This window comes from Hyphomicrobium sp. 1Nfss2.1 (genome assembly GCF_965243865.1).
Taxonomy (GTDB): domain Bacteria; phylum Pseudomonadota; class Alphaproteobacteria; order Rhizobiales; family Hyphomicrobiaceae; genus Hyphomicrobium_A.
In genome coordinates this window covers 3547930-3569127 of sequence record NZ_OZ251603.1, presented here as the reverse complement: position 1 = coordinate 3569127, position 21198 = coordinate 3547930, and the positions used below count along the sequence as shown (strand labels likewise).

The 21198-nt window shown below is 64.8% G+C and carries 23 protein-coding genes and 1 other RNA gene; 9 read left to right on the top strand and 15 right to left on the bottom strand.

What is annotated here, in order from left to right:
- Positions 1–272 precede the first annotated feature (272 nt).
- On the top strand, positions 273–1163 hold the full coding sequence (locus tag ACP15D_RS17425; protein ID WP_424958684.1) for an alpha/beta fold hydrolase: 891 nt from the start codon (positions 273–275) through the stop codon (positions 1161–1163).
- Between the two features lie 170 nt (positions 1164–1333).
- Here the strand turns inward: ACP15D_RS17425 and ACP15D_RS17420 are convergent, their stop codons facing one another.
- From ACP15D_RS17420 to ACP15D_RS17390, 7 genes are all read right to left on the bottom strand, one after another.
- Complete coding sequence (locus tag ACP15D_RS17420; RefSeq protein WP_424958683.1) at positions 1334–1774, bottom strand: hypothetical protein; 441 nt, start codon at positions 1772–1774, stop codon at positions 1334–1336.
- Positions 1775–1784: 10 nt separating this feature from the next.
- On the bottom strand, positions 1785–2534 hold the full coding sequence (locus ACP15D_RS17415; RefSeq protein WP_424958682.1) for a YebC/PmpR family DNA-binding transcriptional regulator: 750 nt from the start codon (positions 2532–2534) through the stop codon (positions 1785–1787).
- Between the two features lie 128 nt (positions 2535–2662).
- On the bottom strand, positions 2663–3487 hold the full coding sequence (locus ACP15D_RS17410) for a TIGR00282 family metallophosphoesterase (RefSeq protein ID WP_424958681.1): 825 nt from the start codon (positions 3485–3487) through the stop codon (positions 2663–2665).
- A complete protein-coding gene (locus tag ACP15D_RS17405; RefSeq protein ID WP_424958680.1) occupies positions 3488–4069 on the bottom strand; it encodes a 5-formyltetrahydrofolate cyclo-ligase in 582 nt (193 codons plus the stop codon).
- Positions 4070–4074: 5 nt separating this feature from the next.
- A non-coding RNA gene (gene ssrS / locus ACP15D_RS17400) (6S RNA) lies at positions 4075–4239 on the bottom strand.
- A gap of 68 nt (positions 4240–4307) precedes the next feature.
- Entirely contained in the window at positions 4308–4547 is a 240-nt protein-coding gene (locus tag ACP15D_RS17395; protein ID WP_424958679.1) for a cell division protein ZapA, read from the bottom strand.
- A 39-nt stretch (positions 4548–4586) separates the two neighbouring features.
- Entirely contained in the window at positions 4587–4880 is a 294-nt protein-coding gene (locus ACP15D_RS17390; RefSeq protein ID WP_424958678.1) for a hypothetical protein, read from the bottom strand.
- A gap of 274 nt (positions 4881–5154) precedes the next feature.
- Here ACP15D_RS17390 and gap point away from each other — a divergent pair, with 274 nt between their 5' ends.
- Both gap and ACP15D_RS17380 read left to right on the top strand, forming a co-directional pair.
- Positions 5155–6165, top strand: a complete 1011-nt coding sequence (gene gap / locus ACP15D_RS17385; protein WP_424958677.1) for a type I glyceraldehyde-3-phosphate dehydrogenase — start codon at positions 5155–5157, stop codon at positions 6163–6165.
- A gap of 81 nt (positions 6166–6246) precedes the next feature.
- On the top strand, positions 6247–6957 hold the full coding sequence (locus tag ACP15D_RS17380; protein ID WP_424958676.1) for an NAD-dependent deacylase: 711 nt from the start codon (positions 6247–6249) through the stop codon (positions 6955–6957).
- A gap of 6 nt (positions 6958–6963) precedes the next feature.
- On the opposite strand, the gene ACP15D_RS17375 is transcribed toward ACP15D_RS17380, so the two are convergent.
- Together ACP15D_RS17375 and ACP15D_RS17370 are read right to left on the bottom strand one after the other, a co-directional pair.
- Positions 6964–8214 (bottom strand): class I SAM-dependent RNA methyltransferase, encoded by a 1251-nt coding sequence (locus ACP15D_RS17375; RefSeq protein ID WP_424958675.1) that lies wholly within the window; start codon positions 8212–8214, stop codon positions 6964–6966.
- Positions 8192–8932 (bottom strand): TlyA family RNA methyltransferase, encoded by a 741-nt coding sequence (locus tag ACP15D_RS17370; RefSeq protein ID WP_424958674.1) that lies wholly within the window; start codon positions 8930–8932, stop codon positions 8192–8194. Before ACP15D_RS17370 ends, ACP15D_RS17375 begins: the two co-directional genes overlap by 23 nt.
- Positions 8933–9004: 72 nt before the next feature.
- Here ACP15D_RS17370 and ACP15D_RS17365 point away from each other — a divergent pair, with 72 nt between their 5' ends.
- Both ACP15D_RS17365 and ACP15D_RS17360 read left to right on the top strand, forming a co-directional pair.
- Positions 9005–9478: a DUF4399 domain-containing protein gene (locus ACP15D_RS17365; protein WP_424958673.1), complete on the top strand. Its 474-nt coding sequence runs from the start codon at positions 9005–9007 to the stop codon at positions 9476–9478.
- Between the two features lie 126 nt (positions 9479–9604).
- Positions 9605–10330, top strand: a complete 726-nt coding sequence (locus tag ACP15D_RS17360) for a superoxide dismutase (protein WP_424958672.1) — start codon at positions 9605–9607, stop codon at positions 10328–10330.
- A gap of 29 nt (positions 10331–10359) precedes the next feature.
- Here ACP15D_RS17360 and dxs read toward each other — a convergent pair whose 3' ends face one another.
- Positions 10360–12282: a 1-deoxy-D-xylulose-5-phosphate synthase gene (dxs, locus tag ACP15D_RS17355; RefSeq protein WP_424958671.1), complete on the bottom strand. Its 1923-nt coding sequence runs from the start codon at positions 12280–12282 to the stop codon at positions 10360–10362.
- Positions 12283–12427: 145 nt separating this feature from the next.
- On the bottom strand, positions 12428–12607 hold the full coding sequence (locus tag ACP15D_RS17350; RefSeq protein ID WP_424958670.1) for a hypothetical protein: 180 nt from the start codon (positions 12605–12607) through the stop codon (positions 12428–12430).
- Between the two features lie 312 nt (positions 12608–12919).
- Between ACP15D_RS17350 and ACP15D_RS17345 the strand changes: the two genes are divergently transcribed.
- Positions 12920–13435, top strand: a complete 516-nt coding sequence (locus ACP15D_RS17345; RefSeq protein ID WP_424958669.1) for a hypothetical protein — start codon at positions 12920–12922, stop codon at positions 13433–13435.
- 12 nt (positions 13436–13447) lie between these two features.
- Here the strand turns inward: ACP15D_RS17345 and ACP15D_RS17340 are convergent, their stop codons facing one another.
- The 3 genes from ACP15D_RS17340 to ACP15D_RS17330 form a co-directional block, all read right to left on the bottom strand.
- Complete coding sequence (locus ACP15D_RS17340) at positions 13448–13711, bottom strand: exodeoxyribonuclease VII small subunit (protein WP_424958668.1); 264 nt, start codon at positions 13709–13711, stop codon at positions 13448–13450.
- A gap of 28 nt (positions 13712–13739) precedes the next feature.
- Complete coding sequence (locus ACP15D_RS17335) at positions 13740–14684, bottom strand: histone deacetylase family protein (RefSeq protein WP_424958667.1); 945 nt, start codon at positions 14682–14684, stop codon at positions 13740–13742.
- A 123-nt stretch (positions 14685–14807) separates the two neighbouring features.
- Complete coding sequence (locus tag ACP15D_RS17330; protein WP_424958666.1) at positions 14808–16334, bottom strand: hypothetical protein; 1527 nt, start codon at positions 16332–16334, stop codon at positions 14808–14810.
- A 120-nt stretch (positions 16335–16454) separates the two neighbouring features.
- Between ACP15D_RS17330 and ACP15D_RS17325 the strand changes: the two genes are divergently transcribed.
- From ACP15D_RS17325 to ACP15D_RS17315, 3 genes are all read left to right on the top strand, one after another.
- Complete coding sequence (locus ACP15D_RS17325; protein WP_424958665.1) at positions 16455–17408, top strand: L-threonylcarbamoyladenylate synthase; 954 nt, start codon at positions 16455–16457, stop codon at positions 17406–17408.
- A 206-nt stretch (positions 17409–17614) separates the two neighbouring features.
- Complete coding sequence (locus ACP15D_RS17320; protein WP_424959264.1) at positions 17615–19000, top strand: FAD-binding oxidoreductase; 1386 nt, start codon at positions 17615–17617, stop codon at positions 18998–19000.
- A 34-nt stretch (positions 19001–19034) separates the two neighbouring features.
- Entirely contained in the window at positions 19035–19337 is a 303-nt protein-coding gene (locus ACP15D_RS17315) for a DUF6156 family protein (protein WP_424958664.1), read from the top strand.
- 185 nt (positions 19338–19522) lie between these two features.
- Here the strand turns inward: ACP15D_RS17315 and ACP15D_RS17310 are convergent, their stop codons facing one another.
- Positions 19523–21175 carry a Clp protease N-terminal domain-containing protein gene (locus tag ACP15D_RS17310; protein ID WP_424958663.1) on the bottom strand — a complete coding sequence of 551 codons (1653 nt, stop codon included), beginning with the start codon at positions 21173–21175 and terminating at the stop codon, positions 19523–19525.
- Positions 21176–21198 lie beyond the last annotated feature (23 nt).

Sequence of the window (21198 nt, the reverse complement as noted above, 5' to 3'; positions counted from 1 at the left end):
TGGCTGGCGCGGCCGGGGCATGGTCCCGCGCCCTCTCCCCCCAAGTCATGGGGGATGCGGCAGGCTGGCCGTTGCCGGGCATTTGGGAGCGGCGTAATTTCACGGCGTATTTATCGTTTCAAATTATTTATCGCTTTTCGCGGTTGCTCTGGCTCGCCGGCAAGGTTTCCGGATTATTGAGCCGCGCGCCGCATTGAACTTGTGCAGTGACACGAGACATTCAGGAGAGACGCAACTTGGCGCTGCGTTGTCCGCGACCTCGAGCCGTCGCCATGCTCGACGGGCTACCGCCGGCCTCCGCCGGCGATGTGGCTTTCCGCATTTTCTGTACGCCCGAGCTTTCGCAGCATCGGAGCGCCGATCACGACATCCTGACCGCGCGGGCGCGGTTTCACTTGCGCAATGCGCGCTGGCAAGTGGTGCCAACGCCCGTTGGCGAAGTGCAGGCCTACGTCTACGAGCCCGACGGCGCGCCGCGCGGTACCGTGATGCTGGTGCACGGCTGGACCAGCGAAGCGGCGTTCATGACAGCCTTCACCGAGCCGCTACGCCGTTCGGGAATGCGCGTGGTCGCGTTCGATTTTCCGGCGCACGGCCTCAGCCCGGGGCGGCGCACGAACCTTGCCGATTGCGCGCGGGCGATGCTCGCCGTGTGCGATCACTTCGGGCCGATCGACGGCGTCGTGGCGCACTCGTTCGGCGGCTTCGTTGCATTGCTGGTGGCGGAGGGCGGACCGCCGCTCGATCATGCACACCGGATCGGGCATTTCGTGCTGATCTCGTGTCCGAACCAATTGTCAGAGGTGACGCGCAACTTCGGCAAGACGCTGAACCTCAGGCCGGCGGCGCAGCGCGCCTATGAGCGGCATCTCGAGCGGGTCGGACATAGGCCGGTGTCGACGTTCTCGGCCGCGGCGCTGCTGCGCGACGTCGAGGCCCCGGTGCTGATCATCCATGGCCGGGAGGACGAGGAGGTTGCGTTGCAGAATGCGGAGGACATCGTCGCAGCGCACCCCGGTGCGCGCCTCATGGCGTTCGAAGGCCTCGGCCACCGCAACGTGCTGTTCGCGCCGCCCGTGTTCCGCGCGGTGATGAATGAGTTGGCACCGCGGGACGCGGCGATGGCACGTGGCGCGGATCGGGACATCAAGGCCTCAGCCTAATTCGGTCGCGCGCCGCGCCAAGTGAACAGTGGACAGCGATCGCAGTTTGATGCTGCTCAAGTTTTGTCGACCTCGGCATCCCTAAGCGTTCACCGATCAGCAAAGATCGGGAGATCATATGCGGTTGGCGCGATGCATACGAGATTGCCTGACGCGCGAGGGCGGGTGGCTTAGCCGGCTTCGCCCTGCTCGCACGTGATTTTGCCGCTCAGGGTCTCGCCCATCTGTGTGTATCGGTAGGTTCCCGTGCAAGCTTTTGCCCGGCACGTCGTATCGATCAACAACTGCACCGGCTCGGGCTCGCCGCCGTTGTAGCGCGACAGCGATATGCGGAAGACGTCGTCGCCCACCCAGAACTGCTCGATGTCGTCCGACGCAAAGGAGATGGGCTTTGCCTTTCGCCCATCTTTGCCCGCGCGACGCGTCGCTGCATCGATCTGGCCGACCGTGATCCTGCCGGCCGTGCCCTGGTTGAACGTCAGCAGCACGTCAAGGTCGATCGTCGCGTCGACTGCCTTGCAGGTGTAGTCCCAGTTCGCCGTGGCCCAGGCCGGTCCGCTGACCGCGCCAAGCACAGCCACGAACATCGCGCTGACCGCCACCATACGCATTAGGCGCTCCCTACGCGGCAGTGAGCTTCTTCAGGACTTCGTCGGAGATTTCGAAGTTGGCGTAGACGTTCTGCACGTCGTCGTCGTCCTCGAGCGCTGAGATCATCTTCATGATGCTCTGTGCGCGCTCTTCGTCGACCTGGGTGGTGAGGTTCGGCTTCCACACAGCCTTGACGCCGGTGGGCGCGCCCAACTTCTCTTCAAGCGCAGCGGCCACGGTGCCGAGGCTTTCGAACTCGGTGGCGATGACGTGGCCGTCCTCGTCGGAGACGACATCATCGGCGCCGGCTTCGATGGCGGCTTCGATCACTGCGTCGGCAGAGCCGGCCTTCGCCGGATAGGTAATCTCACCGACGTGATTGAACATGTGCGAGACAGAGCCGGTGGCGCCGAGGTTGCCGCCGTACTTGGTGAACACGGCGCGCACTGCGCCGCCGGTGCGGTTGCGGTTGTCGGTCAGCGCTTCGGCGATGACGGCGATGCCACCGGGGCCATAGCCTTCATAGCGGATCGCCTCGTAGTTCTCGGCGTCACCGCCGGCCGCCTTCTTGATGGCGCGCTCGATATTGTCCTTGGGCATGTTCTCGGCGCGGGCGGCCTGGATGGCGAGGCGCAGGCGCGGGTTCATGCCGGGATCGGGCGAGCCCATCTTGGCCGCCACGGTGATTTCACGACCGAGCTTGGAGAACACTTTGGCGCGGGCCGCGTCGGCACGGCCCTTCTTGTGCATGATGTTCTTGAATGCTGAATGGCCAGCCATGGGAGCTCTTCTCGGATCGGGCTATCTGGATTTGCGGGATTTATTGCGCGAGAGGGGGCCCCCCGGTCAAGCCCAGGCGCGGAATCCCCCTCCCCATGAAGAGGCATGGGGAGAGGGGAACGACGTCGCTAGGTCGCCCAGAAGGCCGGGGCGGCGGGCTCCAGGTGCGGGCCGATACGCAGGGCCCCGCAGGCGGTCGCCAGCCCTGTTTTATCGTCGATCTCGACGGCGAGGCCGGAGATGGTTGCTGGTCCGCCCGCCGGCTCGAAGCGCTGGCGCGGGATCTTGGTAATGAAGCGGTTGATCGGTTCCTCGATGTCCATGCCGAGGACCGAGTTGTAGTCCCCGCACATGCCCGCGTCGGAAATGTAGGCGGTGCCGTTCGGCAATACGCGGTCGTCGGCCGTGGGCACATGCGTGTGCGTGCCGACGACGACGCTGGCGCGGCCATCGACGAAATAGCCCAGCGCCTGCTTTTCGCTCGTCGCTTCGGCGTGCATATCGATGAGGATTGCGTCGGCGCCCTGCTTGAGGCGGCATGCGGTCAGCTCGGCGTCGATGGCCCGGAAAGGATCATCCAGCTCGGGCATGAAGATGCGGCCCATCACGTTGATCACGAGCACATCGGCCCCGCCCGCAGTCCTGATCAGCGAGGCGCCGCGGCCCGGCGTGCCCTTGGGGTAATTGACCGGGCGGATAAGTTGCGGATAGCGCTCAATGAAAACGAGCGCGTCCTTCTGGTCGAACGCATGGTTGCCGAGCGTGACGGCGTCGGCGCCGGCTTCGATCAGCTCTTCCAGAATCGACTGGGTGATGCCGAAGCCGCCGGCGGAGTTCTCGGCGTTGATCACGACGCAATCGAGCGCATAGCGGCGGCGCAGGCCAGGCAAGGCATCGACCACTGCTTTGCGACCCGAGCGGCCGACAATATCGCCAAGAAAGAGAAGTCGCATTCAGGGTCCTAGACAGCGCAGCGGGCCTGACGGCGTCAGGACCCAATCAAGCCGCTCGTCATAGCTCTGATGGGGAACGGCGTCGACCTTCAGCTCGTCGTAGGCGATGCCGACGGCGATGACAGGCTTAATGGCGCGCAATCTGTCGAGCGTACGGTCGTAAAAGCCGCCGCCGTAGCCGAGGCGGTAGCCGGCGGAATCGAAGGCAAGCAGGGGCACGAGCACCACGTCGGGCTCGAGCACCGGCTTGTCGGGTAGCGGTTCGGCGATGCCCCATTGGACTTTGCCCATCTCGTCGCCCGGCGCCCAGGCGCGGAAAACGAGCGGCTTGCCCTTGCCTTCCATCACCGGGAGGCAGAGGTGGTGCCCTTGGCCGTGCAGGTGGTGCAGGAGCTGGCCGGGGTCGATCTCGTCACGGATTGCCGAAAAGCCGGAGATTGTGCTGCCGGGTGCGAGGGGCAGGAAGGATAGGCCGTGCGCAGCAAGCCGCGCCCCGGCGGCACTTCCGTGCGCCGCGAAGGCCGCGGCACGACGGGCGAGTGCCCGGGCTCTCTCTTCCCGTTTCTCCTCGCCAGTCTGCATCGAATTAAAATGCCGCGGTGGCCGTCGAAGCGGATGATCCCGCGCTGGTCCCTACGAGAGTAGGTGGGCGCCGTGTGTCCGAGACCACGGTCTCGGCCAGGGACAGCTCCCGTGCGGATCTTATAGGCCCCGGGGAACATATATGCTTCTAACGCACCCCGCAGCGGAGTGAATGTAGACGACCGGGGGTGGATTTGCTAGCTGCCGCCAAACGTTATCTGTGCAGCAAAGACGGGCGTTAAGCCGCATCCGTCTTGGCGGACGGGACCTCGGCGGCCGTGGCGTCCCAGAGGTCGTCGGCGATCATGAGCGCGGTCATCAGGAGCAGGCGCTCCTCGCCGACGTTGCCGTGCTCTTTCTTGAGGCCGTCCATGCGGCTCGTGACGTAGGCGGCCAATTCCTTGAGGCGCGCCTCCTCGCCGGCTTCGCAGGCGAAGCGGTAGCACCGTCCGTTGACAGTGATCGCGACCTCGCTCATCGCCTCCACCGTTTGTTTGCCGGCACCCTTATGAGTTGCTCAGGCGCTGTTTTCCAGCAAGTTATGAAGCGAGTCCAAGGCCCAATCAATGCGATTGACCGCGTCGTCGCGCGCCTGCTCCAGCTTGGTCAACTGTGCTTGGGCTGCGGCAAGCTGTTCCTTTAGCAGGTCGCGCTCGCGCTCCAGCGACTCGACCTTGGAGACAGTCGTCCGTTTCGCACGCACAGGCGCCGTTCGCGCGGTGCGACGCGCCGATGCTGCCGGTTGCTTGCGCTTCTGACTTACCCGCTCAGCCATCTCACCCTCCGAGAAGATGCCCCCCTCAAATTCCATGGCGGTTCCCATGGCAATGCACGGCTATCGTCCCGTGTCATGACCTTAAGTATCGCTCTTCGGAGCCGTCAATAAGCGAGGCCGGGAAGCGGCGAATACTCAACAGAAATTTGCTGTCATACTTTTTTGCAGGGCGCGTGAAGGCCCTGCTTTGAGTACTCCTGGGTATGCCGCATTGACACCGATGGCCCTCGTCCAGTTAATTGCCGCGCCTTTGGGCATGCGCCATCTGCATGGACCGGAAGAAGAAACACGCCAAGGAGGCGAACGCGCGATGACTGTGAAGGTTGCGATCTCGGGATTTGGCCGTATCGGCAGGAACGTCCTGCGAGCAGCAGCCGAGGCCAAGCGCACGGACCTTCAGTTCGTCGCCATCAACGACCTGGTGCCGACCGACGTCAACGCACACCTGTTCAAGTACGATAGCGTACACGGGACATTCCCGGGCGAGGTGAAGGTCGACGGCAACGAGATCGACGTCGGTCTCGGCAGTCCCATCAAAGTGCTGGCGGAAAAGGATCCGTCCAAGCTGCCGTGGAAGGACCTCGGTGTCGACATCGTGATGGAATGCACGGGCATCTTCACCGACAAGGAGAAGGCCAAGGTGCACCTCGATGCCGGCGCCAAGCGCGTGCTGGTGTCGGCGCCGTCGAAGGGCGCGGACATCACCGTCGTCTACGGCGTCAACCACGACAAGCTGTCTGCCGATCATAAGGTGGTGTCGAACGCGTCGTGCACGACCAACTGCCTTGCCCCGGTGGCGAAGGTGCTGAACGACCTGGTCGGCATCCAGTCGGGCTTCATGACGACGGTTCACTCCTATACGAACGACCAGCGCATCCTCGATCAGGCGCACAAGGACATGCGCCGGGCACGCGCAGCGGCGCTGTCGATGATCCCGACCTCGACGGGTGCGGCGGTTGCAGTGGGCTTGGTGCTGCCGGAGCTGAAGGGCAAGCTCGATGGCACGTCGATCCGCGTGCCGACGCCGAATGTTTCGGTGATCGATCTGAAGTTCATTCCCGGCCGCGAGACCACCGCCGAAGAGATCAACACGGCGATGAAGCATGCCGCCGAGCAACAGCTCAAGGGCGTGCTCGACTACGTCACCGCCGAGCTGGTCTCGATCGACTTCAATCACTCGCCGTTCTCGTCGAGCTTCGATTCCACGCAGACGCAGGTCGTCGACGGCAAGCTGGTGCGCGTCATGTCGTGGTACGACAACGAGTGGGGCTTCTCGAACCGCATGCTCGATACGGCGGTGGCGATGGGCAAGCTGCTTTGATGGGCAGCAGGCCGTGGGCAATAGGCAGTGGCTTGAGGTTTTCTACTGCCGGCTGCCCCACTGCCGGCTGCTGCTTTCGCGATGAAGCATTTCGATAATATCGTCGTGCTTACAGGGGCCGGGCTCTCCGCTGAGTCCGGCCTTTCTACGTTTCGCGACAAGGACGGCATCTGGGCGAAGTACGACTATCGCGACGTGGCAACGCCCGAAGGCTTCCGCGCCAATCCAGCGCTCGTGCACGATTTCTACAATCAGCGCCGAAGCGCTCTCGCCGATGTGAAGCCGAACGCGGCGCACATCGCGCTGGCGCGGCTAGAGCGCGAGCACGCGGGCAGCGTGATCATCGTGACGCAGAACATCGATGCCCTGCATGAAGCGGCGGGATCGCAGCACCTCATCCACATGCACGGCGAGCTGATGAAAGCGTTGTGCGCGCGATGCGGGGAGCGGCATGCCTGGGCCAGCGATCTCGGCCTCGACACGCCATGTCCTTCCTGCGGCAGTGTGGGCGGCATGCGCCCCGACGTCGTCTGGTTCGGCGAGATGCCGTATCAGATGGAGCGCATCTACATGGCACTGACGGCGGCCGATCTGTTCATCTCGATTGGAACGAGCGGCAACGTCTATCCGGCCGCGGGCTTCGTGGCAGAGGCGCGATCTGCGGGCGCGCACACGGTGGAGCTCAACCTCGAACCATCGGAAGGCGCCAGCGTGTTTGCCGAAGCGCACTACGGTCCAGCGACGCGGATCGTGCCAGCGTTCGTCGAGACACTGCCGGCGGCGAAACGCTGAGCCGCGTTAGCGGCGGAAGATGGCAACCGCTTCGATGTGCGGCGAATAAAGGAACTGGTCGATCGGCGTCACGCGCTCGAGCTTGAAACCGGCATCGATGAGAATACGCGCATCGCGCGCCAGCGTCGCCGGGTTGCATGACACGGCGGCGACCGTATTGACGGGCGAGCCTGCGAGGGCCGCCGCCTGTGTCGCCGCGCCCGCGCGCGGGGGATCGAAGACCGCGGCATCGAAGCCCGCCAGCTCGCGTGCTGCAAGTGGCTCGCGGAAAAGATCGCGCACCTTGGTATCGATCGGCTTCAGGCCAGGCGTGCGCTTGACAGCGTTCTGCAGCGCAGCCACCGCCTGCTTGTCGCCGTCGACCGCCAGCACGGGGGCGCGCTGCGCCAACGGGAACGTGAACGTGCCCATGCCGCAGAACAGATCGACAATCTTCTTGGCGCCGGCGAGCGCGCTCGAAATGATGCGCACCATCTCTGCTTCGGCAACTGGCGCGGCTTGGAGGAACGAACGCGCCGGAAGCACGACATTGGCCGTGCCGAAGCGTACGGCTGGCACCGTCGCCTGATACAGCGTATCGCCGGCGAGCGTGAGGCGCGCGAGTTTCAGTGCCGTCGCCTCGCGCGCGAGAAACTCGCGAACTTCGAGCGAGGGATCTGCGGGCACGTCCTCGATGGCGACGTCGAGGCCGTTGGAGGCCATGGTGACGACGACGCGACCCGGCGCGCGGCGCGACATCAGCGGCTCGACGAGGCGACGCAATCCAGGCAGCGCGCGTACGATGGCGGATGCCGTCACGGGACATTCCTGCAGGTCGACGATGTCGATGCCTTTGGCCTCGTGAAAGCCGAGCACGACACCGCGGCCGGTGCGCCGCGCGGAAAAGGCAACGCGCCGACGCGCGCCAAGACCCACGCTGACGACATTGCTAACCGGAGCATCGATGCCGCGCGCCGCAAACGCGCTTGCCACCATTTCGCGCTTCCAGGCGAGGTAGGCGGGCATGCGCAGGTGCTGCACGGCGCAGCCGCCGCAATGGGTGAAGTGGCGGCAGACCGGGGCGATGCGATCGGGGCTCGGCGTCGTCACCGCGATAAGGCGCGCGCGCTCACCGCGCACATCGGCCTGCACGCGCTCGGCCGGCAGCGCGTAGGGCACGAACACCGGACCCGATGCGGTATCGGCAATGCCGTCGCCCTGCGCTCCGAGGCGGGCGATGTCGAGCGACTGGGTGTCACCCATCGTAGCGTGCGCCAAGGAGAAACTCCTCGTTCCCCGATCCGCCTTTGATCGGTGATGGAATGGTGCCGGCAACGCGCCAGCCAGGCTGAGCGGCGATCCAGGCGGTGATCGAATGCAGTGCATCGTCGCGAGCCGCGGCATCGCGCACGATGCCGCCCTTGCCGATGCGATCGGGGCCGACCTCGAATTGCGGTTTGACGAGCGCGACCAGGAAGGCGCCGGGCGCGGCGAGGCCGAGTGCGGGACCGAGCGCCTTGATAAGCGAGATGAAACTGACGTCCGCGGTGATGATGCCGACGGGCTCGGGGACGATTTCACGGTCGAGGCGGCGCGCGTCGAGCCCTTCCAGCGATACGACGCGCGGATCGGACTTCAGGCTCGGGTGCAACTGATCATGGCCGACGTCGGCGGCGTAGACCTTCTCAGCGCCCCGTTCGAGCAGCACTTGTGTGAAGCCGCCCGTGGAGGCCCCAACGTCGAGGGCGATGCGCCCTACGGGATCAAACGCGAAAGCGTCCAATCCGGCGGTGAGCTTCTGGGTGCCGCGCGAAACAGCCCGCGCCGCTTCGGCATCGGCGAGTGTCACCGGCACGTCCTCAGCGATCTCGGCACCGGCCTTGGTGCACACGTCGTCGCCGACACGCACGTGGCCGGATCGGATCAGATCGCGGGCGCGCGAACGGGTCGGCACAAGGCCGCGCTCGACGAGGGCTAGGTCCAGACGCATTCGCATATCGAGAGATTTACTATATGTTCGCCGCGATCGCGCACACCCCATTTGAACAGCTTCACGGAGTAAAAAACGATGCGCCTTGCGTTCGCCGCCAGTCTCATAGCCCTGTCCTTAGCCGCATGCGGGGACAACAGCACCCCTTCGCATGAAGAAGCCCACAAGGATGCTGCGCCCTCTGCCGAGGCCATCACGCGCACTCCGTCGCCGGCTGGCGCCAAAGTGTGGCTGATCGAGCCGACGGAAGGCGCGGTCGTCAAGAGCCCCATCACCATCAAGTTCGGTGTCGAAGGCATGAAGCTGGCTCCGGCCGGAAGCGATGAGCCCGAGAGCGGGCACCATCACCTGCTGATCGACACCAAGCTCGAAGACTACAACGCGCCCATCCCGGCCGACGACAAGCACAAGCACTACGGCAAGGCGCAGACGGAGGCGACGATCGAGCTGGCGCCCGGCAAGCACACGCTGCAGGACGTGTTTGCCGATAAGAACCACATTCCGTTCGAGCCGTCGGTGGAATCACCGGTGGTCAACATCACGGTCGAATAGGGCGCGGCGCGACACGCGCTGAGGCTTTCAACTCCCCGTGATCCAGCTTTCGAGCGGCGTGAACATGCATCGTTTGCGCCGCTCGATCGTTCTTCCCCAACTGGCCATGCCAAACGAGGTGAAGTCATGCTGAATATTCAACGTCGGACACTGTTGACCGGTGCCGCTGCGGCCGCCGTATCGGTAACCATCAGGCCGGTCAGGGGCTGGGCCGCAGACGAGAGCGGTCCATTCAAGCTGCCGCCGCTTCTCTACGATTTCTCGGCGCTGGAGCCGAGCATCGACGCAAAGACCATGGAGCTGCATCACGACAAGCATCACGCCGCGTACGTGAAGAACCTCAACGCGGCGGTGAAGGATCATCCCAAGGTCGCGGCGATGAAGCTGGAAGAGATCCTCGTCAAGCTGCCGGAAATGCCCGAGAGCATTCGCACTACGGTGCGCAACAATGCCGGCGGGCACGCCAACCACTCGATGTTCTGGCAGATCATGGGCCACGACGGGGGCGCGCCGGAAGGCGAGCTAAAGGCGGCGATCGAAGCCGACCTTGGCGGGCTCGATAAGCTGAAAGAGGACTTCAACGCCAAGGGCGCGAAAGTCTTCGGCTCGGGCTGGGTGTTCGTCACCGTGACGCCAGAGGGCAAACTGGCGCTGGTCTCGAAACCGAACCAGGACACACCGCTGATGGAGGGCGAGCGCGTGCTGTTCGGCAACGACGTGTGGGAGCACGCCTACTATCTGAAATATCAGAACCGCCGCCCGGAGTATCTCAAAGCTTGGTGGGACGTGGTGAACTGGAAAGCAATCGGCGACCGCTTTGCAGCGGCCAAGGCCGGCACGCTCACAATCTGATGAAGGCCGCGCAAATTGCCAGCTGCGCTTCAGGCGCGGCTGGCGGCGCCTGCGAGGGTTTCGCGGCCGAGCGCGCCCAGCACCGATGTGACAATGCCGGTGGCGTTGATGCCGGCCTCCTCGTACATCTGATCGGGCTTGCCGTGCTCGATGAAGGTGTCGGGCAGAACGAGGCTGCGAACCTTCAGGCCACGGTCGAGCAGACCGCTCTCGGCGAGGAATTGCAGCACGTGGCTGCCGAAGCCGCCGACACTGCCCTCCTCCACCGTGACAAGCACCTCGTGGTTCTGCGCGAGGCGGCGGATCAAATCCTCGTCGAGCGGCTTTACGAAGCGCGCGTCGGCCACCGTCGCTGACAGGCCGAATGCTGCAAGCTGATCGGCGGCCTTGAGGCATTCATAGAGGCGCGGGCCCAAAGCGAGCAGCGCAACGGCCGATCCCTCGCGCACGATGCGGCCCTTGCCGATCTCGAGCGGAATGCCCTCGGCCGGCAGCGGCACGCCGACACCCTCGCCGCGCGGGTAGCGGAACGCGGACGGGCGATCATCGATGGCGGCAGCGGTTGCAACCATGTGCACAAGCTCGGCCTCGTCGGACGGGGCCATCAGCACCATTCCAGGCAGGCAGCCGAGATAGGCGATGTCGAACGAGCCGGCGTGTGTCGGGCCGTCGGCGCCGACAAGGCCGGCACGGTCGATGGCGAAGCGTACGGGCAATCTCTGGATCGCGACATCGTGCACGACCTGGTCGTAGCCGCGCTGCAGGAACGTCGAATAGATGGCGGCGAACGGCTTCAGGCCCTCGGCTGCGAGACCGGCGGCGAAAGTCACCGCGTGCTGCTCAGCGATGCCGACGTCGAAGGTGCGCTCGGGGAACGCCTTGCCGAACACGTCGAGACCGGTGCCATCGGGCATGGCCGCGGTGATAGCGACGATCTTTTCGTCCTTCTTGGCTTCGGCGACGAGGCTGTCGGCGAACACGCGCGTGTATGTCGGTGCCTTGGGCTTGGCGACGACCTGGGCGCCGGTGACGACGTTAAAGCGCGACACGCCGTGATACTTGTCGTCGGACGCCTCGGCGGGCGGATAGCCCTTGCCCTTCTTGGTGACGACGTGAACGAGGATCGGCCCTTGCCGCGCATCGCGCACGTTCTTCAGGACGGGAAGCAGCTGGTTGAGATCGTGGCCGTCGATCGGGCCGACGTAATAGAAGCCGAGTTCCTCGAACCAGGCGCCGCCCTGCCACAGATGACGGGTGTATTCCTCGACGCGCGCTGCGCGGCGCTCCCAACTTTTTGGGAGCTGCTTAGCGAGCTGCTTGGCGATGTCGCGCAGGTAAAGATACGTGCCGCTGGAGGTGATGCGCGCAAGATAGGCGCTGAGCGCGCCCGTCGGCGGTGCAATCGACATGTCGTTGTCGTTGAGCACGACGATGAGGCGTTCGTCGCGCGCGCCAGCGTTGTTGAGCGCTTCATACGCCATGCCGGCGCTCATGGCGCCGTCGCCGATCACGCAGATGACGTTGTTGTCGCGCTGTTCCAGATCGCGCGCCACAGCCATGCCGAGCCCGGCGGAGATGGACGTCGAGGAGTGCGCGGCGCCGAACGCGTCGTACTCACTCTCGGCGCGACGCGTGAACCCAGACAGGCCGCCCGGAGTGCGCAGGGTGCGAATGCGATCACGGCGCCCGGTGAGGATCTTGTGCGGATAGGTCTGGTGACCGACGTCCCAGATGAGGCGGTCGCGCGGGGTGTCGAACACCCAGTGCAATGCGACGGTCAACTCGACGACGCCTAGTCCGGCACCGAGATGGCCGCCAGTCACGGAGACAGCACTGATCGTTTCCTGGCGGAGTTCGTCCGCAAGACCGCGAAGTTCCGATTCATCGAGGCGGCGCAGATCCTCGGGCGTCTTTACGCGATCGAGGAGGGGCGTCTTGGGAGCACTTTCCACCGAGCCATCCCTGCTTTGGTAATGCCTTGTTATGTCACACTGTCGCGCCCCTGCAAGAGTGCAATCGCCGCGGCCTTGGCATTCCAAATAAAAAGCGCGGCTCCGGGGGGAGCCGCGCTCATCAGCCGGTAAGCTGACTAGAAGATTAGCGATGGCACTTACGGTGCTTCTTGAAGTGCCAGTGGCCGTGCTTCTTGCACTTAGCGTGCTTGTAATGCTTGTGGTGGTGGTGCTTCTTGAAGTGGGCCTCGGCCGGCGAGGTCGTGGCGACGCCAACCACAGCAAGGCTGCTGAGAGCAACGGCCAGGGCCATAAGAGTCTTCATTTGGTCTTCTCCCCAATTATAAACACACGGCCCAAAGTGACGGATCAAAAGCACTAATAGTCGCCTCCCGGTCTTCGAGCCGGGCGCACCCTATCGGGGTTAACCCCGATCCGCTAGAGGGCCACATTGCCACTGTGAAACGGGCCCCTGGGGTGGTTAATCCGCCCACAGCTTAACTCACGCCCGGCCAAGGCGATTTTCGGCCCGGCAAACGCGGAGCCGGGCAGCGGGTCGGCAAAAATCAGCGCCTATGTGGCTTCTACGGCACCCGGAGGCGATTGACGCGCCCTTGACGGTGCGTAGCGTGACGCGATGGGCAGCAAATGGGTGACGGTCAACGATCGTATGCAGAAGGGTTATCGCTACCAGCGCGTGGCGCGGCCCGGCCGTGATTTCGGCGCGGAATTCACCCCGGACCTGACGCCGGTGGAGATGTTGAGCGTTGGCGTGTTCTGCGGACGCTACATGACGGACTGCCGGGAAGAATTCCCCGACAGCTGGTTTACGCACGCCAAGCTGGCCGAGGGTGCACGCGGGCGCGATTGCGCTCTCAACTTTTTCGGCGTCGATGCGAGCCAGCCTTTATCGGAATGGAAGCGCAAGGGCTGGATCCATCCGGACGATCCGCGCGGATGGTTCCAATGGTACTGCCGCTACTACATGGGCCGGCGCATGCCGGAGGAAGATGCGCGGCAGATCAAACGCTGGAAGGCGATGAAGCGTCACGTGCGGCAGGTGGAGAAGAACTGCGAGAAGGGCGATCTTTTCTGTCGGCGGCGGCAGCGTCAGGCGCTGCTGCATTGGGCCTATGACAGCCGGAAGATCTAACGGCCGTGCGAATTATGAATCGAGCGGCTCGGAGCCTTTAGGTGAGCCATCGGCGGAAAAGGTCAGCTTCTCGACCTTCGCCTCGGCCTGACGCAGCAGCCGATCGCAGTGCTCCTTGAGGACTTCGCCGCGCTCGTAGATCGCGATCGATTCCTCGAGTTCGACGTCGCCGCGTTCCAGCCGCGTGACGATCGTCTCAAGCTCTTTCAAGGCGCGCTCGAAGCTCATGTCCTTGACATCGGCGAACTTGGGCGACTGGGCGCTGGCGGATTCCATCCTGAGTTCCGATACTTTGCGTTCAAACCTAGGTGCCAGCGTCCATCAGCGCCCGAACGTGTACGGCTACCGATCGCGCCAGCGAGGTGAGGTCGTAGCCTCCTTCGAGCATCGAGACAATGCGGCCATTGCTGTGGCGCCTGGCAAGATCAGCCAACTTCTCGGTGGCCCAGAGATAATCGGCTTCAACGAGGCGGAGATTGGCCAGTGGATCATTCTCGTGGGCGTCGAATCCGGCGGAGATAATGAGAATATCCGGGCCGAAGTTGTGCAGGGCGGGGAGGATGCGCGATTCGAACGCCTCACGGAACCGCTCGCCGCCATCGCCGGCACGCAGCGGGGCATTGGTGATGTTGCCGACGCCGGTTTCGCGAACCGCGCCGGTGCCGGGAAATAGCGGCATCTCGTGCGTCGAGCCGTAGAACAAGTCCCTCTCGGACCAGAAGATGTTCTGTGTGCCGTTGCCGTGGTGAACATCGAAATCGACGACGGCGATGCGCTCGGCGCCATGCTTCTGGCGCGCGTAGAGACCGGCAATCGCGGCATTGGAAAAGAGACAAAAGCCCATAGCGCGGTTTGCTTCGGCGTGATGGCCGGGCGGGCGCACCTCGCAGAAGGCGTTGGCCATGCGGCCGGTCATGACGGCGTCGACGGCGGCAAGTCCGGCGCCGACGGATCGCAACGCTGCTTCCCAGGTGCCGGCGGAGATGACCGTATCACCGTCGATGTGGCGTGGGGTCTTCAGTGCGGCTTCGGCAAGGCCGCGCATACCAGCCAAGTGACCTTCGGGATGCGCAAGAAGAATCTGCTCCTCGACGTCATCGCGCAGCGGGGCTTCTTCGCGCACCAAGCTATCGAAAAGCTCATGCGAGAGGACCTTGTCGATGGCGCGAATGCGATCTGGCCGTTCGGGGTGCCCTGGCCCGGTGTCGTGGGCGAGAAATGACGAATGCGTGAGAAGAAGCGTGGACATATATGCGCTTGCCGCGGTTCCAGGTGTTCGTGGGGGCTTTTGACTCATGTTAGCCCGCCGCGGCCTCGAAGGGCCAGCGCAACCTCGGCTAGGTCATTAAGAATGCCTGCATTTTGCAGCGCATCATCCGGTGCGCGGCTCAGCACGTACGAAGAGGCGGCGCAGCGCGCGAACGAGCTGCGTAGTCAGGTTCCAGAATTGCAGGATGCCCGAGGCGATGAACGCCGGCAGACCGACGATCGGAAGGAACAGCAATATGAAAGCGGCAAGGCGCATAACCTGTGCCGCGCGATAACCGAACGCGTTGCTATACTCGCTGCGCTGCTCCGGCGGCCAGATGCGCGCGAACCAGGCGCTGGCAACCGGCCAGCCGAGCACGCCGGCGCCAAGGCAGATGAGATAGAGGATCTGAATCCATGCCGGCAGGCCGGGAACGATGCGCGTATCGAGCTCGCGCTGCCGGTCCTCGTCGCGTGCGTGCACCTCAACAGCGGTCGTCACCACGTTGCCGGTGATGTTCGACATCGTATTGGTCCACAGGTCTCCGACCATGCCGGTGATATTGCCGGACTGCGCGTTTAGCGGCACCGCGCGAATGGAAACGCGGCCCGAGTCCTCGCGCGCGACGGAAACGCGGAACTCGCCCTGCGCCTTGCCGAGCGCGTCGAGAAAGTCTCCCAGCGTTGCGCGCTTCAGGGCATCGTCGAGACCGCCGACTGAAATGCGCTGCCAGAGCCAGTTGCGGCCACCCGGCTGGCGCGGCGTTGCTGCGTGCAGGAGCACGAGGTTGACGTCGTAGTCTGCCGCCGCGGTCATCAGATCGGAGAGCTTGATGCTCTGCTCTGCTCCGCTCGATGGATAGAAATATAGCAGGTTGTTCTCAACGCGCCCGGTGACGAGCACGGTTTGTCCTTTGACGGATGAAAGCGCGACGGACAGCGACGCCGGATCGACACTGTCGACCAGCGCTACCCTGGTATCGGGATCGATGCGCGGATAGGAGGACAGCGTCGGCGCCCCGCCAGGCTCCAGCGCCAGCGTGCGGATGCTGGAGCGGCTGAGCGGGCGCTCAAGCTGAGACAAAGCTTCATCGAACAGGGCTCTGTCGCGCAGCTCGACGAGCAGGTTCGGGCGCACGGCGGCATACATCGCCTCGCCGCTACTCATGGTGCGGGTGATGAGCGGGTAACTCTCCTTGCCGGCGACGACATACAGCGTGCCGGCGGACGGCAGGTCCTTCAGCAGCGCGCGGTCGCCGAAGAGCGTATCCTCGGACAGGTAGATGCCGAGCTTCGATCCGGGCGTCGTGTTGGGGAGCAGCGTCGGGATGGCGCGCTGCAGCTCCTCCGGCGTGCCGGCGGTGAAAACGTCGCCGTCGCGGTTGACGAACTTCCAATGGCCTTCGGGTGTTGCATGGGCCGCCAGCGCCGCGCCGCTGCCGGGAGGCAGCGACTTGATGTGCGCGGCGGCTCGCTCCAGCTCGACGACGCCGATGCGACCGGCCTTGGGCGCGACTTCGCCAACCTCGGCGCCAATGCGCGAGATGCGCGAAAGCCAGTTGGCCTGGGCGGCAGGAACGGCGATGGCCAGCAGCAGCGCCGCACAGCCAATGCGCATCCATTGATGACCGATCGTGACGCTGCCCCGCATTCCTTGGCCGTCCGTCCTTTCCGCTTCCGGTCCGAAACCTTACACACCCTTTGGACAGAATTCAGGTGGTGTGGTTATGACAGGCGCCCCGAAGGGGGAAGAACTGGGATTGGAAGGCCGATGGGCGTCGAGAAGGCCGGGAAAGAAGCCATTGCCGCCGCGGCAGAGCATCTGCGCGCGGGGCGGCTGGTCGCCTTTCCGACCGAGACTGTCTACGGCCTTGGCGCCGACGCGACCCAGTCGCTAGCGGTGGCCGAGATCTTCGCAGCCAAGGGGCGGCCGACGTTCAATCCGCTGATCGTGCACGTTCTGGATGTGGCGGCGGCCGAGCAGCACGTCATCTTTACGCCGCTGGCGCGGCAGCTCGCGGGGGCGTTCTGGCCGGGGCCGCTGACGCTGGTGCTGGAAAAGCGCGAAGGTTCCCCGCTGTCCGATCTCGTCACCGGCGGGCTGTCGAGCGTTGCCGTGCGCTCGCCCGACCACCCGGTTGCACGGGCGCTGCTGGAGGCAACAGGCCGGCCGCTTGCGGCGCCATCGGCCAATCGATCGGGCCACGTCAGCGCGACCAAGGCGGAGCACGTGGCGGCCGACCTCGGCGACAAGGTCGCTATGGTGCTGGATGCCGGGGCGACGGCGCACGGGCTCGAATCGACGATTGTCGATGCGCGCGGCGACCATCCGGTGCTGTTGCGACCGGGCGCGGTGACCGTGGAGACGATCGAGGCGGTGATCGGTGGAAAGGTCGTGCGCGGCGATATCGATGCGGCACGGCCGAGCGCGCCGGGACAATTGCTTAGCCACTACGCGCCGAGTGCGCGAGTGCGGCTCGATGCGCGCGACGTGGGCCCCGGCGAGGCGCTGCTGGCGTTCGGGCCCGATCCGCTTGCCACCGCCGGCGCGATGATCAATCTCAGCCCGGCCGGCAATCTAAACGAAGCGGCAGCCAATCTCTTCGCGGCATTGCGTGCGCTCGATGCGAGCGGCGCTGAAGCCATCGCTGTGATGCCGATCCCGCAGTCGGGGCTGGGCGAGGCAATCAATGACCGCCTGCGGCGCGCGGCGGCCCCGCGCTAGCCGATCGGGCAGCCAAATGGGTTGCATGAGCCGGGATGGGCACAGCTAACGGCAATCTGTTGCTGGGCGAGTTGCTGAAAGCCGTCTTTTCCGTCAACAGTTCTGTCCACAATAGCAACGCGAGACGTCCCTTGGCCCGCAAGCGCGCAGACAGCAAGACAACCCGTGCGGCCGGCTCTCAGTCGCGCGAAGATGCGCTCAGCCGAATGTCCGATGTCGTTGGCGCGGCGCATGCGCTGATCGATCCCGAGCAGCAGCTTCCGTACTTGCGCGAATTGCGCGGTCTCTATGAGGGGCGCGCGGCGCTGGTGTTGCGCCCGGAAAGCATCAGCCAGGTTTCCGAGATCGTTGGCATTGCCAATGCGGCCGGCATCGGCATCGTGCCGCAGGGCGGCAACACGGGACTGGTCGGCGGGCAGATGCCATCCGGCGACGGCACGGAAGTGGTGCTGTCGCTATCGCGGCTGAACCAGGTTCGCAACGTCGATGCGGCGGGCGGCACGATGATCGTCGAAGCGGGCGTGACGCTTGCCGCGGCGCAGGATGCCGCCGAGCGCGCGGGGCGGCTTTTTCCGCTCAGCCTTCCATCGGAGGGGAGCTGCGAGATCGGCGGCGTGCTGGCGACGAATGCGGGCGGCACGGGCGTGCTGGCTTATGGCAATGCTCGGGCGCTGACGCTGGGACTCGAAGTGGTGCTGGCCAGCGGCGAAATCTGGGATGGCCTGCGCACGCTGAAGAAAGACAACACCGGATACGATCTGCGCGATCTGTTCGTCGGTTCGGAGGGGACGCTCGGCGTCATCACTGCGGCTGCGCTGAAGCTGTTTCCGCGGCCGGCAGAAACCGCCGTTGCCCTCGCCGCGCTGCCGACGCTGGAAGACGTGGCGACGCTGTTCCGTCTTTCGGAAGCGCGCGGTGCGCACTCGCTGACGGCATTCGAGTTCATGAGCCGCTTCACGCTTGAGCTGGTGACGCGCCACGTGCCGGGCACGCGCCTGCCGGTGCGAGAAGAGGCGCCATGGTACGTGCTGATCGAACTATCGAGCGCGGTCGAAGGCGGCGGCGCGGAGACGGCGATGCAGCGGCTGCTGGAAGAGGCGAGCGAGAAGCACATCATTTCAGACGTGGTGATCGCCGGGTCGCTGGCGCAGGCGCAATCGCTGTGGAAGCTGCGCGAGAGTGCGTCCGAGGCGCAGCGCGGCGAAGGCGGCAGCATCAAGCACGACGTGTCGGTGCCGGTGGCGCGCATCCCCGAATTCATTACGGCGGCGGGCGCCGAGGTGGAACGCGTCTGCCACGGCGCGCGGCCGGTGGTGTTCGGGCATTTCGGCGACGGCAACGTACACTACAACGTCACGCAGCCAGTCGGTATGGACAGGGCCGAGTACCTGGCGATGTGGAACGAGATGGCCGGCGCGGTGCATGATGTGGTGGCGCGCTTTTCAGGGTCGATCTCAGCGGAACACGGCATCGGGCAGATGAAGCGCGCGGAGTTGGCGCGCTTCAAGAGCCCGGTCGAACTCGCGATTATGCGTAAGATCAAAGCGGCGCTCGATCCCAACGGCATTCTCAACCCGGGCAAGCTGCTTTAGCCCTGGGAATAGTTCTTCGAAGGAGCGCTTCGACGTGCAGGAGACCCATCACGATTGCCGGTATTTCGGCACTTACGCCGGCGTGAGCCTGCCGTTCAATCTCGTCAATGCGATCGAGCCCGAGGCGCTATCGAACCGCAATACGTTCATCAAGGCGTACTACGACGACGCCGGCAGACTGATGGGTTTCGAGAAGCTGGTCTATGGCGAGGTGGAGCTGACCCATCGCTATCAGTATCACGGCAACGGCGCGCTGAAGCAGGCCGAGATCGTCATGCTGGATGAAGATCCCGTGACAGTGCTTTTCGACGAGGACGGCAAGCAGGTGAAGGCCTGACAAGGCCACCTCGTCCGCGGACGCTAGAGTTTTTCCGACTGACGTCGAAGCGCCCCCTCACCCGAAGCTCATTTGCATTCGCTTCGGCCTCTCCCCGCTGGGGAGAGGCTAAGGGATCTAGAGAGGTCGGACGCGATCGACGGATCGCGGCCGGGTGAGGGGTTTCCGCCTGACGCTGAAAAGCGCTACAGCGCCGAGCTGCGGCGCTTGAACGGCCAGAGACCGCCCTTGGATGAAGGCTTCGGCGGCTTGGGCTCCGGCGGCGTTCTGCCGGCGCGCTTCCAGCTGGCGCGGATCCAGTCCTCGGTGCCGTAGAGCCACTGCTTGAAGCTCGAGCGTGGCGGCGTCTGGCTGCGATCATCGAGCACGAGCTGCGATAATGTCTCGACGTCGGCGCACAGCTTCTCCAGCGCGGAGAGGCGCTTGGCGCCGTCTTCGTGCACCGCGCCGATACGCGCGTTGATGAGGTGGATTTCGCCGGAGTCGTTGTTGCGCCAGCTATCGAGCGCGCCGGCGAGCGTATGCTGATTTGCGCTGATCTTCATGAGCGCGTCGTGCACCTCGGAAAGCTCGCTGCTGTAGACCGCATGCGCCTCGGCGGTTTTCTGGTCGTAGGTATCGAGCGCTTTCTCGATGGTAGCGATGCGATCGCCGATGCTGGACGACAAGTCGATGCGATTGCGATCGGAGTTGTCGCCGAACTGCTGCAACTGCAGAACGACGGACTGCACTTCGGCCACGATCTTCTGCATCTCCTCGCCGAACTGAGCCTGCGCCTGCTCGCTCGCCTGGGCGGCAAGGCGCACGGCGCTGCGGACGGCGGAAATCTCATCCGAGAGCTGCGTGATGGCGCTGGCACGCTCGGTGCGCTCGGTCCCCAGCGCGTGCTCGATGGCCCACAGCCGGTCGGTGATCGCGGGATCGATCGCAGCGACACCTCCGCCGACCGGCTGGCTCAGCAGCGCGGCTTCGATGGCAACGAGACGGTTGTCGAGCGGTGAAATATCGACGGGCGCAATAGCCGGCTGACGCGAGAGCGCGGCCTCCAGCATGCCGAAGCGTTCGGCGAAGGATCGCTCGGCGTCCGACAGGCGCATCGTGAATGCGTTCTCCACATCGGACAGGCGATCGAACAGGCGCTGGATGAGCGTGGGATCGATGGCGAGCGCGGGCGGGTGTGATGCAGCGAGCGATTGCTTCTCGCCCTCGCCTGCGTCGGGAGCCGGCGCGGCGGACCGCTGAAGGGGCCGATGCCCCGTCACCGTGCCCCAATATTCGCGCGAATGGCGCGGCACGTGACGCGTGACGAGATCGCCGCCGGGCAGGTCGCCGCCGATTTCCGACAGCGCCTGGATGACATCATCGACGGTCGCCGGTTCGCCGTGGGAGGACGCTCTCGAGGCCGCGACGCGCAGGACATCCTCGAGCTCGGGCGAGCGCCGTGGCGTCTCTCCTTCGGCGTCGATGGCGGGCAGCTCGGCGGCAATGGACACGGCGCAGTCGCGACGCAGTGCGGGGACGCGAACGCCATGGCGCTCCAACGAGGCAGAAGCCGGCTCGACGCGTGTCATTGCCAGCAGGAGATGGTCGAGGCGGACCTCAGCGGACCGATACACGAGGGCGATGTCGTAGGCCTGGTTGGCACAGGCGAGGACGGTCTCATCGACCCAGATAGGGGCAGAGCGGGCGGGGAGCGCGGAGCGCGGCGCGGATGCATGGGCGGGTGTTGCCTGGGCGGGGTGCGCCCCCGACGTCACTTCACGCCAGCCGGATGGATCGGTCGACGTGGCGCTCCAGCGCGACGTCCTGAGGTCAAGGTCGTGCCCCCGATAATCCATACGCGATGCTCCTCACCAGTCCC